9 protein-coding genes are annotated in these 15,814 nt (G+C 60.8%); 8 read left to right on the forward strand and 1 reads right to left on the reverse strand.

Going from position 1 to position 15,814, the window contains the following annotated elements; translation table 11 throughout:
* Positions 1-3 precede the first annotated feature (3 nt).
* Positions 4-2,433 carry an endopeptidase La gene (gene lon / locus ACGHP5_RS02195; RefSeq protein ID WP_390567932.1) on the reverse strand — a complete coding sequence of 810 codons (2,430 nt, stop codon included), beginning with the start codon at positions 2,431-2,433 and terminating at the stop codon, positions 4-6.
* Between the two features lie 116 nt (positions 2,434-2,549).
* Here lon and ACGHP5_RS02200 point away from each other — a divergent pair, with 116 nt between their 5' ends.
* From ACGHP5_RS02200 to ACGHP5_RS02235, 8 genes are all read left to right on the forward strand, one after another.
* Entirely contained in the window at positions 2,550-5,186 is a 2,637-nt protein-coding gene (locus tag ACGHP5_RS02200) for a valine--tRNA ligase (protein ID WP_390567933.1), read from the forward strand.
* 17 nt (positions 5,187-5,203) lie between these two features.
* Entirely contained in the window at positions 5,204-6,451 is a 1,248-nt protein-coding gene (locus ACGHP5_RS02205) for a redoxin domain-containing protein (protein WP_337773229.1), read from the forward strand.
* Between the two features lie 100 nt (positions 6,452-6,551).
* Positions 6,552-7,016 carry a ribonuclease HI gene (gene rnhA / locus ACGHP5_RS02210; RefSeq protein ID WP_295901443.1) on the forward strand — a complete coding sequence of 155 codons (465 nt, stop codon included), beginning with the start codon at positions 6,552-6,554 and terminating at the stop codon, positions 7,014-7,016.
* Between the two features lie 136 nt (positions 7,017-7,152).
* Positions 7,153-8,982 (forward strand): ABC transporter ATP-binding protein, encoded by a 1,830-nt coding sequence (locus ACGHP5_RS02215; protein ID WP_337757498.1) that lies wholly within the window; start codon positions 7,153-7,155, stop codon positions 8,980-8,982.
* Between the two features lies 1 nt (position 8,983).
* The gene (locus tag ACGHP5_RS02220; protein ID WP_290531822.1) at positions 8,984-9,550 is read left to right on the forward strand and encodes a sugar O-acetyltransferase; all 567 of its coding nucleotides are present in this window, start codon (positions 8,984-8,986) and stop codon (positions 9,548-9,550) included.
* Between the two features lie 93 nt (positions 9,551-9,643).
* Positions 9,644-11,515, forward strand: coding sequence for an ATP-binding protein (locus tag ACGHP5_RS02225; RefSeq protein ID WP_390567934.1), 1,872 nt, complete (start codon positions 9,644-9,646; stop codon positions 11,513-11,515).
* A 273-nt stretch (positions 11,516-11,788) separates the two neighbouring features.
* Entirely contained in the window at positions 11,789-15,184 is a 3,396-nt protein-coding gene (gene ileS / locus ACGHP5_RS02230) for an isoleucine--tRNA ligase (RefSeq protein ID WP_337773223.1), read from the forward strand.
* 83 nt (positions 15,185-15,267) lie between these two features.
* Positions 15,268-15,648 carry a TraR/DksA C4-type zinc finger protein gene (locus tag ACGHP5_RS02235; protein ID WP_015547888.1) on the forward strand — a complete coding sequence of 127 codons (381 nt, stop codon included), beginning with the start codon at positions 15,268-15,270 and terminating at the stop codon, positions 15,646-15,648.
* Positions 15,649-15,814 lie beyond the last annotated feature (166 nt).

Consider the following 15,814-nt stretch of genomic DNA (forward strand, 5'->3'; position numbering starts at 1 on the left):
GGACTATTCCAGAGCCAGTTTCAGCACCTCCTCATTGGTCTTCACGTAGTGGAACGTGAGGCCCGCGACATATTCGGGTTTGATCTCGGCGATGTCCTTGCGGTTCTCCTCCGAGAGGATCAGCTCCGTGATGCCGGCGCGTTTGGCGGCCAGGATCTTCTCCTTCACGCCGCCCACGGGCATCACCCGCCCGCGGAGGGTCGTCTCGCCCGTCATGGCGATACGCTCCTTCACCTTGCGGCCCGTATAGCTCGACACGATCGAAGTGACCATCGTGATGCCGGCCGAAGGACCGTCCTTCGGGATCGCGCCCTCGGGAACGTGGATGTTGATGTCGTTCGTTTCGAACAACTTGGGGTCGATGCCCAGTTCCTTGTGGTGGGCCATCGTCCACTCGTGGGCGATCGTCGCCGACTCCTTCATCACGTCGCCCAGGTTGCCCGTGAGGCTCACCTTGCCCTTGCCGGGCGTCAGCACCGACTCGATGTAGAGGATGTCGCCGCCGACCTCGGTCCACGCAAGGCCCGTCACGACGCCCGTCATGCCGCCCACTTCGTACTCCTCCTTGAGGAACTTGGGCATGCCGAGGATTTTCTCTACGTCCCTGATCGAAATTTCGGGCGCGAAAGCCTCGTCGAAAGCAATCTGCTTGGCGCGGGCGCGGGCGATCTTCGCCAGGTTCTTGTCCAGCGAACGCACGCCGGCTTCGCGCGTATAGCACGCGATGACGTTCTCGACGACCTCCGGGGTCATCGTCATCTCCTGCTCCTTGATGCCGTGAGCCTCGCGCTGCTTGGGCAGCAGGTGGTCCAGCGCGATGCGCACCTTCTCTTCCAGCAGGTAACCGGCGATGTTGATCATCTCCATGCGGTCGCGCAGCGCCGGGGCGATATTCCCGACGTTGTTGGCCGTGGCGATGAACAGCACCTTCGACAGGTCGTACTCCATGTCGAGGTAGTTGTCGTGGAACGTGGTGTTCTGCTCCGGATCGAGCACTTCGAGCAGGGCGCTCGACGGGTCGCCGTGGTTCGAAACGGTCACCTTGTCCACCTCGTCAAGGATGATGACGGGGTTCGACGAGCCGCACCGCCTGATGGTCTGGATGATCCGGCCCGGCATGGCGCCGATGTAGGTGCGGCGGTGTCCGCGGATCTCCGACTCGTCGTGCAGTCCGCCCAGCGAGATACGGCCGAACTTACGGCCCAACGCCGCGGCCACCGACTTGCCCAGCGAGGTCTTGCCCACGCCCGGAGGGCCGTAGAGGCAGAGAATCGGGGATTTGAGGTCGCCCTTAAGTTTGATGACGGCCAGGTGCTCCAGCAGCCGCTCCTTCACCTCGTCCAAACCGAAATGGTCGTGATCGAGCTGTTCGCGGGCGCACTTGAGGTCGAGGTTGTCCTTGGTCACGTCGTTCCACGGCAGTTCCAGCAGCAGCTGCAGGTAGGTCATCTGCACCGAATACTCGGCCACGGCGGGGTTCAGCCGCTCGACCTTCTGCAACTCCTTCTCGAAGGTTTCGCCCACCTCCGCGGGCCAGTTCTTCTTCTTGGCCTCCTCGCGCATCTTCTCGATGTCGGCATCGGCGCCGTCGCCCAGCTCGTCCTGGATCGTGCGCATCTGCTGCTGGAGGTAATAGTCGCGCTGCTGCTTGTCGATCTCCTGCTTGACACGCTCCTGAATCTGGTTCTTCAACTCGGCCAGCTGCTGCTCGCGGATCAGGATTTCGAGCAGCTTGCGGGCGCGGGCCAGCAGGCCGGGGGCCTCCAGCAGCGACTGGCGGTCTTCGTCCGTCAGCTCCATGTTGGAGCAGATGAAGTTGATGATGCCGCGTTTCGAGTCGATGTTCTTGATGGCGAAGGCCGCCTCCTTGGGCATCGACGGCGAGACGTTGATGATGTTCAGCGCCACGTCGCGGATCGAGTCCACGAGGGCCTCGAACTCGATGCTCTTCACATCGGGAGTCGAATCGCGCAGGGCCGTCACCCGGGCCTTGAAGTACGGCTCGGTGGTGATGTATTCCGTGATCTCGACCTTCTCCAGACCGTTCAGGATCACCGTGAGGTTGCCGTTGGGCATTTCGAGGATCTTGATGATCCGCGCGGCCGTGCCGACCTTGTACATGTCGTCCGGCGCGGGGTCTTCGACATCGCTTTCGCGCTGCAGCACGGCGCCCAGGATGCCGCCTTCGGCATTCACGGCCCGCACGAGGTTGATGCTCTTGTCGCGGCCCACCGTGATGGGCGTGATCGCGCCGGGAAAAAGCACCGACGAACGCAGCGTAAGGATGGGTATGATTTCAGGCACTTCGACCTCCTCCACAGGCTCGTCGCCGCCGGTCACGATGGGGATCACGCGGTGATTGCCGTCGAGCAGCTCGGGGACGAGATTCACGTCGTCTACTTCGATGGTTTCGATCTTATCTTTTTTGCTCATAGGATATACAGATATATAATGTTGCAAAGATAACGATTTTTTAGAAATTTTATTTTATCTTTGACAGAATGTTAATAACTTTGCATCCCTGAAAACAAAGTTAAACTCAACGCGCCATGCAAATCGCAGACAAATACGCACCGCAGCAGATCGAATCCAAATGGTACGACTACTGGATCGACCGGGGGATTTTCCACTCGGAACCCGACGAACGCGAACCCTACACGATCGTCATTCCGCCCCCCAACGTGACGGGCATGCTCCACATGGGGCACATGCTCAACAACACGTTGCAGGACGTGCTGGTGCGCCGCGCCCGCATGTCCGGGAAAAACGCCTGCTGGGTTCCGGGCATGGACCATGCGTCGATCGCCACGGAGGCCAAAGTCGTGGCGATGCTGCGCGAAAAGGGGATCGAAAAAACCTCGCTAACACGCGAAAAATTTCTCGAATACGCCTGGGAGTGGAAGGAGAAATACGGCGGAGTGATCCTCCGGCAGCTGCGCAAGCTGGGCGCCTCGTGCGACTGGGACCGCACGTGCTTCACGATGGACGAGGCCCGCACGGAGAGCGTCCTGCGCGTCTTCTGCGACCTCTACGAGAAAGGCAAGATCTACCGCGGCGTAAGGATGGTCAACTGGGACCCCGCGGCGCAGACGGCCCTTTCGGACGAGGAGGTGGTCTTCAAGGAGTCGCACGGCAAGCTCTACTACCTGCGCTACAAGATCGAGGGGACCGACCGGGCGATCATCGTCGCAACGACCCGTCCCGAGACCATCCTGGGCGATACGGCACTGTGCGTCAACCCCAACGACCCGCGCTACGAGTGGCTGGCCGCGGACGCCCGCGTCGTCGTGCCGCTGGTGGGCCGGTCGATTCCCGTGATCCGCGACGAATACGTCGACATCGAGTTCGGAACGGGCGCCCTGAAGGTGACTCCGGCCCACGACGTGAACGACTACATGCTGGGTGAGAAATACGGGCTGGAGACCATCGACATCTTCAACGACGACGGCACGATCAACGACAAGGTGGGCCTCTACGTGGGTCAGGACCGTTTCGACGTGCGCCGCAAGATCGAGAAGGACCTCGACGCCGCGGGTCTGCTGGAGAAGACCGAGGAGTACACCAACAACGTAGGTTACTCGGAGCGCACGGGCGTGGCCATCGAGCCGAAGCTCTCGATGCAGTGGTTCCTCTCGATGCAGGAGCTGGCCGGGCCGGCGACGAAGGCCGTGATGGAGGACGCGATCCGTTTCGTGCCCGAGAAATACAAGAACACCTACCGTCACTGGATGGAGAACATCAAGGACTGGTGCATCTCGCGCCAGCTGTGGTGGGGCCAGCGCATTCCGGCCTACTATTTGCCCAAGGGCGGCTTCGTGGTGGCTCTGACGGCCGAGGAGGCGTTGGAGAAGGCCCGCGCGAAAACGGGCGACGCGTCGTTGCAGACGGCCGACCTGCGGCAGGACGAGGACGTGCTCGACACGTGGTTCTCGTCGTGGCTGTGGCCCATCTCGGTGTTCGACGGCATCCGCTTCCCGGACAACCGGGAGATCAGCTACTACTACCCCACCGACGATCTGGTGACCGGTCCCGACATCATCTTCTTCTGGGTGGCCCGCATGATCATGGCCGGCTACGAATACCGCGGCGAAAAGCCCTTCGGCAACGTCTATTTCACGGGCATCGTGCGCGACAAGATCGGCCGCAAGATGTCCAAACAGCTGGGCAACTCGCCCGACCCGCTGGACCTGATCGAAAAGTTCGGCGCCGACGGCGTGCGCATGGCGATGCTCATTTCATCGTCGGCCGGCAACGACGTGATGTTCGACGAGGCGCTGTGCGAGCAGGGCCGCAACTTCGGCAACAAGATATGGAACGCCTACCGCCTCGTCAACGGCTGGCAGGTGGACACCGCGGCGGTGCAGGGCGAGAACAACCGGATGGCCGTCAAGTGGTTCGAGCAGGCTTTGGGCCGCTCGCTGCGCCAGATCGCCGAGGATTTCAAGTCGTACCGCATCTCGGAGGCCTTCAAGGAGGCTTACCGCCTCTTCTGGGACGATTTCAGCGGCCTGTACCTCGAAATGGTGAAGCCGGCCTACGGACAGCCCATCGACGCTCCGACGATGGAGGCGACGAAAGGCTGGTTCGACGCCCTGATGCGTGTGCTGCACCCCTTCATGCCGTTCGTCACGGAGGAGATCTGGCAGGCCCTCGCGCCCCGAGCCGAAGGAGCCTCGATCTGCGTGGCGCAGATGCCCGAGCCCGTGGCCGAAGACGCCGCGATGCTGGCGCGCTTCGAGCTGGCGAAGGAGATCATCACCTCGGTGCGCAACGTCCGCAACCAGAAGAACCTGCCGCAGAAGGAGGCGCTGACACTCAAGGTCATCGTGGACGAGAACTATCCTGCGGAGTTCGCCCCCGTGCTGGAGAAGATGGCCAATCTCGCGACCATCGAGACCGTGGCGGAGAAGGACCCGGCGGCCGCGGCGTTCATCGTCAAGACCACGCAGTACTTCGTGCCGATGGCCGGAAAAATCGACGCCGAGGCCGAACGCAGGAAACTCACGGACGACCTGGCCTATTATGAAGGATTCCTCGCCTCGGTGATGAAGAAGCTCTCGAACGAGCGGTTCGTCGCATCGGCCCCCGAAAAGGTCGTCGCCAACGAGCGCGCCAAGCAGGCCGACGCCGAAGCCAAGATCACGGCGATCCGCGAACAACTGGCGGCGCTCGGGTCCGGCAAATAAGCATTAAAACCGCCGTCATGCCCCCACGATACAGACTCTTCCTGCTCTGCGGTGCCCTGACCATGGCGACTGTCTGTGCGTATGCCCGGGGATTCAGGCTGGAAGGCAGGATCGAGGGGCTGCAGGCCGGAGACACCCTCCGTTTCGAACGGATTCTCCTGCCCTCGTGGAAATACGCCCCGGGATTCGACGTCGTAGTCCGCAAACCGGGCGCATTCCGCTACCGGGGAAAGTCGGAACACGACCGGTACTACCTGATGACCTACCGTCCGAAAGCCGGAAGGGCCGCGGCCGGGGATCGCGGAGGCAAACCCGTCATCGTCAGGCCCGGCGACCGGATCGACATGACCGGATCGGCGGATGCGATCTATTACTGCCGTCTCGGCGGAGGCATTTACGACGAGCCTGCGTTATCCAGCCTGCTGGCGGTCGATGATTCGCTCGGCCGGATCCGGGGCCGTTACCTGGAAAATGCACGGGAAGCGTCGGAACGAAACGATGCGGCGGCCAGCCGGGAATGGAGCGAAAAATTCAGCCGATTCTACGACGGCAATCCCGGCGTAGACCGGAAGAATATGCTGCGAAAAGCCTACGAAGCGGCCAATCCGCACGGAAGCCTGTACCTGTTGATCGACAAGATACCTATGTTGTCGTACACTCCGGCCAAGGAGGCGCACAAAGCGTACGAGACATTATCCGAAGGGTTGAAAAAGAGTTATTTCGGTCGGATGTACGCAGACTGCATGGCAAGAATGGAACAGCTCGCCGAAGGGAAACCGGCGCCGGATTTCACGCTGGTAACGACCGAAGGCCGCACGGTCACCAAGGCAGATTTCAAGGACCGATACCTGCTGCTCTACCATTGGGGATTGTGTCCGGGTTCGATCTATATCGACCGGCAGGTGCGCGATCTGTCCGAAAAGTACAGGGAAAAAGGGCTGCAGGTGGTGGGACTGACCGAATCCATCGCCGATATCCGGAGCGTATACGAAAGCCTGCCCGCAGGCGAAAAAACGCCGTCGGCGGGTGTGGACGACATACGCCCCGTGCTGGCCGGCATGCTGGAACACGGATGGATCGAAGCGGAACTGGAAACCGGTCATCCGGAAAACCGGCAGATCATGGAAGCCTATGCCATCGAAGGCTGGCCGTTTTTCGTTCTGATCGGTCCGGACGGCACGATACAGGCCCGCAATTACACAAACGCCTTTTACCAGGCGAAAAAGATTCTGGGTGGGGAACCGGGCGGAACGGCCGCCGAATGAACCGCGAAACGGCCGGCGGCGGTACGACAGGCACAAACCCCGAAACCGGACCGGGGCATCCCTTATAATTTTTATGTTTGATCTCTAATCTACGAATATTTTGCCGCAAATCACCATCTACACCGACGGTTCGGCTCTCGGGAATCCCGGCCCGGGAGGCTACGGCGCAGTGCTCCTCTCGGGACACCACCGCAAGGAACTGTCGCAGGGATTCCGTCTCACGACCAACAACCGCATGGAGCTGATGGCCGTGTGCGTGGCGCTCGAAACCCTCAAGTTCGAGGGGTCGGACGTGGTCATCTACTCCGACTCGAAATACGTCGTCGACGCCGTCTCGAAAGGCTGGGTCTTCGGCTGGGTACGCAAGGGATTCGCGGGCAAGAAAAACCCCGACCTCTGGATGCGCTTCCTCAGCGTGTACAACCGCCACAACGTCCGTTTCGTCTGGGTCAAGGGCCACGCCGAAACGGTGGAGAACAACCGCTGCGACTTTCTGGCCGTGGCGGCGGCCAACGACAGGGCGCACTGGCTCGAAGACACGGGCTACGATCCCGCGGAGCGGTAGACGGCTGTACCGCCGCTCCGTTTTTCCGGTCTGAAGTTCATCAGAATTCATCGAATTATCGTACATTTTTCGCTTTTCGGGTTATTATTCCTATCTTTACGCCGCTAATTGCGTAACCAACAAACATACGCTCCGAATGTTCAAAACATACATGCGGCTGTTGGGTTTTGCCCGGCCGATCAAGAAATACGCGATCCCCTACTTCTTCTACTCGCTTTTCTACGCGTTGTTCAACTCGCTGACGTTCATGCTGATCATCCCGATCCTGAACACCATGTTCGACGCGAACTACGCCTTCGAATACGTCGAAAAACTGCCTCCCGTGGAGTTCAACCAGGACTACCTCGCGACACTCTTCAATTTCGCCTACTCGCACATCTTCGAACAATACGACCGCCAGAACGTACTGATGCTGCTGGCCATTGTAGCCATCTGCATCAGCCTGATGAGCAACCTGTTCCGCTACCTCGGCGCATGGACCATGGAGAACATGCGCACGCGGACCCTGCAACGCATGCGCAACGAAATGTTCTCGCGCGTGATGGACATGAACGTGGGTTATTTCTCGGACCAGCGCAAGGGCGACATCATTTCGAAAATCACCTCCGACGTGGGCGTGGTGCAGTTCTGCATCACCAACACCCTCCAGGTCTCGTTCCGCGAACCGTTCCTCATCATCGGCTATATCGCGATGATGATCGCCATTTCGTGGGAACTGGCCATCTTCTCGGTGCTGTTCCTCCCGGTGGTGGCCCTGCTGATCGGCAGCATCGTGAAGAAACTCCGCCACCCGGCCCGCACCAATCAGCAGCGCATGGGCGAAATGGTCTCGACGCTCGACGAGTCGCTCTCGGGCATCAAGGTCATCAAAAGCTACAACGCCACGGAATACATCAAGCAGAAATACTACGCCATCAGCGCCGACCTGGCTCGCCTGACCCTCTCGATGGCCCGCCGCCAGCAGCTGGCATCGCCGATGAGCGAGTTCCTCGGCATCACGGCCGTGGGCGTGATTCTCGTCTTCGGCGGTTCGCTCGTGGCCAAGGGCGCGCTCGACCCCGGCGGATTCATCGCCTTCATCGCCATCTTCTCGCAGATCACGCGCCCCGTGCGCACCTTCATCGACCAGTTCGCCAACATCAACCAGGGAATCGCCGCCGGCGAACGCATCTTCTCGATCATCGACACGAAACCCGAAATACAGGACAAACCCGACGCCCGGGAACTCACGGGGCTGAAAGAGAAGATCGAATTCCGCGACGTGCACTTCTCCTACGACGGGGAGCGCGAAGTGATCGACGGCATTTCGTTCGAGATACGCCGCGGGCAGACCGTGGCGCTGGTAGGTCCCTCGGGAGGCGGCAAGTCGACGCTGAGCGAGCTGCTGCCCCGCTTCTACGACCCCACGGCGGGCGAGATACTGATCGACGGCGTCTCGCTGCGCGACTACACGCAGGAGAGCGTGCGCGCCCACATGAGCGTCGTGGCGCAGGACACCGTGCTTTTCAACGACACCATCGAAAACAATATCGGCATGGGCAAGCGCGGCGCCACGCACGAGGAGGTGGTCGAGGCGGCGAAGGTCGCCAACGCCGACTGCTTCATCCGCGAATGCACCGACGGCTACGGGACCAACATCGGCGACCGGGGCGTGAAACTCTCCGGCGGCCAGCGCCAGCGGCTCTCGATCGCCCGCGCAGTGCTCAAGAATCCCGACATCCTGGTCCTCGACGAAGCCACCTCGGCACTCGACACCGAGAGCGAAAAACTCGTGCAGGACGCCCTCAACAACCTGCTCAAAGGCCGTACGTCGGTGGTCATCGCCCACCGCCTGTCGACCATCCACAACGCCGACCTGATCGTTGTCGTCGACCACGGACGCATCGCCGAACGGGGCACGCATAACGAACTGATGGCACGCAACGGCATCTACGCCAAACTGATCGAGATGCAATCCTTCGACTAAAATGACGGAACGGGAAAAGATGCTCGGCGGCGAGTGGTTCGATCCCCGGGATGCGGAACTCACCGCCATCCGGGACAACGCCACGCGCCTGATGCACCGCCTCAACGTCGAACTCTGCGGCCACGGCGACGCCTACCGCGCCGCGCTGCACGAGTTGTGCCCCGGCTGCGAAGGATTCATCCGCGAACCGTTCCGCTGCGATTACGGACTCAACATTTCGGTCGGCGAAGGGTCGTTCGTCAATTTCGACTGCGTGTTCCTCGACCTGGCGCCGATCCGCATCGGCCGCCACACGCTCATCGGGCCCAAAGTGCAGCTGCTCACCGCCCTGCACCCGTTCGACGCGGCACAGCGCCGCGCAGGGCTCGAGGCGGGCCGCCCGATCACCGTCGGCGACGACTGCTGGCTGGGCGGAGGGGTGATCGTCTGCCCGGGTGTCGAGATCGGCGACCGCTCGGTCATCGGCGCCGGAGCCGTCGTGACGCGCGACATCCCGGCCGATTCGGTAGCTGTCGGAAACCCGGCGCGCGTGATCCGCACGCTGCCGCGGCCAGGCGAAACCGAATAGTCCGCCGATACGCAAAAAATCATCCGGACAACAGTTCGTTTTCTTCCGAAATTTTCTATTTTTGCAGAATCATCGAATAAGGGTATTTCCGCCATGCACTCCGAACAAGCCGCCCCCGACCTGCTGCAAAAATCACTCGACGCCTCCGGTATCGGATGGTGGCGGCTCGACTTCGGACAGCGCGAGATGACCTGTTCGCAGCTGGCGGCGGAACTTTTCGGCGCAGACCGCACCCGCATTTCGTTCGAGGAAGTCTACCTGCTGCCCGGCGAGGAGCACCGGGCACGCATTTACACCCGCTGCGCCGCGCTCAAGGTCTCCGACACGCTCGACGAAACGTTCGTCACGGCCAACGGCGGCAGATGTCTGCAAGTCAGAGCCGTGGAGGCCGGCAACGATCCGCGGACGGGCGTCCGAACGGTTTTCGGGACCGTACGCCGCATCACGGAAGGCACTCCCGAAAATGCCGACCTGGCCTCCATCAATCAAAGTTACAAGGCGACGCAACGCAATTACAGCCACCTCGCACAACTGATCGAACACCTGCCGATCGGCTACCTGCGTGTCAACATCCTGCGCGACAAATCGGGCGAAGCGGTCGATTACCTGCTTTCGTACATCAACCAGCAGGCCGGCAGCATATTGGGCATCCGCACGCAGGACCATGCCGGGAAAACGGCCCGCGAAGTGGGAATAGACCCCCTGAAACACATCCCTACATTCGAGCACATCCCCTCCCGTTCCTTCTGGGAGCAAACCGGGAAAAGCCCGGACGGCAAACGCTCCTACCGCTGCCTGATCTATAACACGCCGGGCGACGACGACGAACTGGTCATCCTGCTCGAGGACATCACCGACGCCACACGCAGCCGCGAACAGCTGGACGATTTCGAGAACCTCTTCAACCTGGTTTCGGACTTCGCACACGTGGGCTGCGTCAACTACAACCTCCTTACGGGAGAGGGTTACACCAAAGGTCCCTGGGTACAGAACTACGGAGAGAGGGAAGATACGCCCGTCTCGCAAATCATCGGGACCTGGCAATACGTACATCCCGACGACCGGGACAGGATGAAACAACTGCTCGCACGCCTCGAACGCGGAGAAATAACCTCCTGCGCCGACGAAGTGCGCGTCATCCGCCCGGACGAACCGATGCGCTGGCTCATGACGCACGTCATCTGCCGCGACTACCGTCCGGAGGAGGGCGTGATCGACCTGGCGTGCGTCAATTACGACATCACCAAACTCAAACGCACCGAGGAGGAGCTGCGCGAAGCGAAGGAGCGCGCCGAAGAGTCCAACAAACTCAAGTCGGCGTTCCTGGCCAACATGAGTCACGAAATCCGCACCCCGCTGAACGCCATCGTCGGCTTCTCGGAGTTGCTGGCAAACGAAAACAGGGACGAAACCCGCCGGGAGTACACCGACATCATCCTGCGCAACAACACCCTGTTGCTGCAAATCATCTCCGACGTGCTGGACCTGGCGCGCATCGAGTCGGGACGCATGGACATCGAGCGCACGCAGTTCGACGCCCGGGATCTATGCCGGGAAATCGCCGACTCGCTCCGCCTCCAGCGCCGGCCGGGCGTGGAACTGCGCGTCGAGGAAGGGCTGCCGGAACTCTTCATCACGGAGTACCGGCAGGGGCTTGCCCAGGTGTTGAACAACTTTACGCGCAACGCGCTGAAATTTACCGGAAAAGGATCGGTGACGATCGGATTCCGACGGATTCCCGGCCACATTCGCTTCTACGTCCGCGACACGGGCATCGGCATCGCGCCCGAAGACCGGGAACGCATCTTCGAACGTTTCGTCAAACTCGACACATTCACCCAGGGGACCGGACTCGGGCTTTCGATCTGCAAGTCGATCGCCGAACAGCTGGGCGGCTCGGTCGGCGTCGATTCCGTGACAGGCGAAGGCTCCTGCTTCCGGATCGACATCCCCTCGGGGGAGTAACCCCGGAAAACCGCCCCGCCCCGGGCGCAGAGCCGGACGGGAAACGGCAGGACCGCTTGCCGCCCCGAAGCCGGACAGGAACGGCTCCGACGCGGGGAGGAGCCGGGCGGCGAGGAGAGCCGGACGAAGGAAAGGGATCGGCGAACACCCGCCCGCAAACCACCGCTTCCCGAAACGGACATCCATAAATCGAACGCTTCAAGTCCGTTTTTCAAATCTTTTTTTATATCTTTGCCAATTGTCAGAAAATTAGCGAAGAAATTTCTTACCGATATGAAGTTCAAGGAGTATAAAGGCCTCGACCTGGCAGGCGTAGCCGCCGACGTGCTCGGCGAATGGGACGCACGCGACACGTTCCACAAAAGCATCACGACCCGTGAGGGCCATCCCACGTTCGTATTCTACGAGGGTCCCCCCTCGGCAAACGGCATGCCCGGCATCCACCACGTCATGGCCCGCACGATCAAGGACATCATCTGCCGCTACAAGACGCAGCAGGGATACCTCGTGCACCGCAAGGCCGGATGGGACACCCACGGACTGCCCGTGGAGCTGGGCGTCGAGAAGAAACTCGGCATCACCAAGGAGGACATCGGCAAGAAGATCTCCATCGAGGAGTACAACCGCACGTGCCGCGAGGCGGTGATGGAGTTCACGGGCAAGTGGGAGAACCTCACGCGCAAGATGGGCTACTGGGTCAACATGGACGATCCGTACATCACCTACGACAACAAGTACATCGAGACGCTGTGGTGGCTCCTCAAGCAGCTCTTCGACAAAGGCCTGCTCTACAAGGGCTACACCATCCAGCCCTACTCGCCCGCCGCCGGAACGGGACTCTCGACCCACGAACTGAACCAGCCGGGCTGTTACCGCGACGTGAAGGACACGACCTGCACGTCGCAGTTCCGCGTGATCCGCGACGCGAAGAGCGAGAAACTCTTCGATGGCGTCGAGGGCGACCTTTACTTCCTGGCCTGGACCACCACGCCGTGGACGCTGCCTTCGAACACCGCGCTGGCCGTAGGCCCGGCGATCGAATACGTGAAGGTCAAGTGCCGCAACCCCTACACCGACCAGCCGCAGACGGTCATCCTGGCCAAGGACCTGCTGGGTTCCTACTTCACCAAGAAGATGGAAGGCACGTACGAGATCGCGGAAAAGACATGGATGGGCCCCGAACTGGAGGGCATCCGCTACGAGCAGCTGATCCCGTGGGTGAAGCCGGAGGGCGACGCGTTCCGCGTGATCGTCGGCGACTATGTGACCACTTCGGACGGTACGGGCATCGTGCACATCGCCCCGACGTTCGGCGCCGACGACGACCGTGTGGCGAAAGTCGCCGGCATCCCGCCGCTCTTCATGGTCGACCGCGCGGGCAAGAACCAGCCGATGGTCGACAGGCAGGGCAGATTCTTTTTGATCGAAGACCTCGACCCGGAGTTCGTGGAGACGCACGTCGACGCCGCGAAATACGGGGAGTATGCGGGCCGCTATGTGAAGAACGCCTACGACGAGCGGCTGTGCGACACCGACCCGACGCTGGACATCGACATCGCAGTGATGCTGAAAGCCGAGAACAAGGCCTTCAAGATCGAAAAGCACACCCACTCCTACCCCCACTGCTGGCGCACGGACAAACCGGTGCTCTACTACCCGCTCGACTCGTGGTTCGTGCGCACCACGGCGCTGCGCGACAAGATGATCGAACTGAACAAGACGATCCGCTGGAAGCCCGAATCGACCGGCACGGGCCGCTTCGGCAAGTGGCTGGAGGGACTGGTGGACTGGAACCTCTCGCGTTCGCGCTTCTGGGGAACCCCGCTGCCCGTATGGGCCACGGAGGACTACTCCGAGGTGAAGTGCATCGGATCGGTCGAAGAGCTGATGGGCGAAATAGAGCGTTCGATAGCGGCGGGCGTCATGCAGGAAAACCCGTACAAGAATTTCAGGGTCGGCGACATGTCGAAGGAGAACTACTCGACGGCGAACATCGACCTGCACCGCCCCTATGTCGATTCGATCGTGCTCGTCTCGTCGAAGGGCGAGCCGATGAAGCGCGAATCGGACCTGATCGACGTATGGTTCGACTCGGGCGCCATGCCCTATGCGCAGGTGCACTACCCGTTCGAGAACAAGGAGGGCTTCAGCGAGGTCTACCCCGCGGATTTCATCGCCGAGGGCGTCGACCAGACGCGCGGCTGGTTCTTCACGCTGCACGCCATCGCTTCGATGCTGTTCGACTCGGTGGCCTTCCGAAACATCATTTCGAACGGTCTGGTGCTCGACAAGAACGGCAACAAGATGTCGAAACGCCTGGGCAACGCCGTCGATCCGTTCGAAGTGCTCGACACCTACGGAGCCGACGCGACGCGCTGGTACATGATCTCCAACTCGCAGCCGTGGGACAACCTCAAGTTCGACAGGGACGGCGTCGACGAAGTGCGCCGCAAATTCTTCGGAACGCTCTACAACACCTACTCGTTCTTCGCCCTCTACGCCAACGTAGACGGCTTCACGGGCCGCGAAGGGGAGATTCCGATGGAGCAGCGTCCCGAAATCGACCGCTGGATCATCTCGCTTTTAAATACACTGGTTAAGAACGTTACCGAATCCCTCGAAAACTACGACCCGACCCCGGCCGCCCGCGCCATCCAGGAGTTCGTGGGCGAAAACCTCTCGAACTGGTACGTGCGGCTCAACCGCAAACGGTTCTGGGGAGGCGGCATGTCGGAGGACAAACTGGCGGCCTACCAGACGTTGTACACCTGTCTTGAGACCGTCACGATGCTCGCAGCGCCGTTCGCACCGTTCATCTCCGACCGCATCTTCACGGACCTCAACGCCGTGAGCGGCCGCCACACGGACGAGTCGGTGCATCTCGCAGCCTTCCCGAAAGCCGACGAACGGCTGATCGACGCCCGCCTCGAAGAGATGATGTCGCTGGCCCAGAAGGTCTCGTCGATGGTGCTGGCCCTGCGCCGCAAGGTGTCGATCAAGGTGCGCCAGCCGCTGACCAAAATCCTGATCCCGGTGCTCGACCCCGCGACGGCGGAGCGTATCTCGGCCGTGAAGAACCTCATCATGGGAGAGGTCAACGTCAAGGACATCGAACTGATCGAGAAGACCACGGGACTGATCACCAAGCGCATCAAGCCCAACTTCAAGACGCTCGGGCCGCGCTACGGCAAGTGGATGAAGCAGATCGCCGCCCTCACGGCGGAGTTCTCGCAGGAACGCATCGCCGAAGTGGAAGCCGCGCCGGAAACGGTGCTCGACCTCGGGGCGGAGCGGATCACCGTGACGCCCGCCGACTTCGAGATCACCTCGGAGGACATGCCCGGATGGCTCGTCGCCTCGGAAGGAAAACTCACCGTGGCGCTCGACATTACCGTCACCGAGGAGCTGAAAGCCGAAGGTGTGGCACGCGAGTTGATAAACCGCATCCAGAATATCCGCAAGGACTCCGGATTCGAAGTCACGGACAAGATCCGCGTAGAGATCGAGCAGAAGCCCCTGGTGGCCGACGGAATCGCCCGATTCGCCGGTTACATCGCTTCGCAGACCCTCGCCGTGGAGGTTCGCACGGCAGCGGAACCGGCAGGCGAAACGGTCGTCGAAACCGACGTGGACGACGAGCCGCTGCGCATCGCCGTGACGCGGATATAGCCCCTTATATATTTTGGTAAAATTTGGTAATATCGGAAATATTGCTTAATTTTACACTAAACCTTAAAAGAGAGGAGACTATTATGGCAGACGAAAGAACCAGATACAGCGACGCCGAACTCGAAGAGTTCCGGCAGCTTATCCTGAAAAAGCTTGAGAACGCGCGTGCGGACTACGAGCTGTTGCGCGCCACGATCACCCATACCGCCGACAACGATACGGAAGACACATCGCCGACGTTCAAGGTGCTGGAGGAGGGCGCCGCAACCCTTTCCAAAGAGGAAAGCGGTCGTTTGGCTGCCCATCAGATGAAATTTATCCGCAATCTCGAAATGGCGCTCGTACGCATCGAGAACAAGACCTACGGCATCTGCAAAACGACCGGAAAGCTCATCCCCAAGGAGCGGCTGATGAAAGTGCCCCATGCAACGGAATGCATCGAGGCCAAAGAGGGCCGCAGGTAAGGCGGGGCGTTCCGCGCCGAACGGCATATGAAAAAAGACGACCTTCGGGCCGTCTTTTTTGTCTTCTCCGCAGGAGGGGGGGGGCATGGCAGAAAAGAGAAGAAGAGAAGCGGGCGGAAAACAGCGATTATAAGCCATTCGGGGAGCCGCACCCGCCGCCGAGACG

The organism is Alistipes sp. i18-0019-D1 (assembly GCF_042852885.1).
GTDB lineage: Bacteria > Bacteroidota > Bacteroidia > Bacteroidales > Rikenellaceae > Alistipes.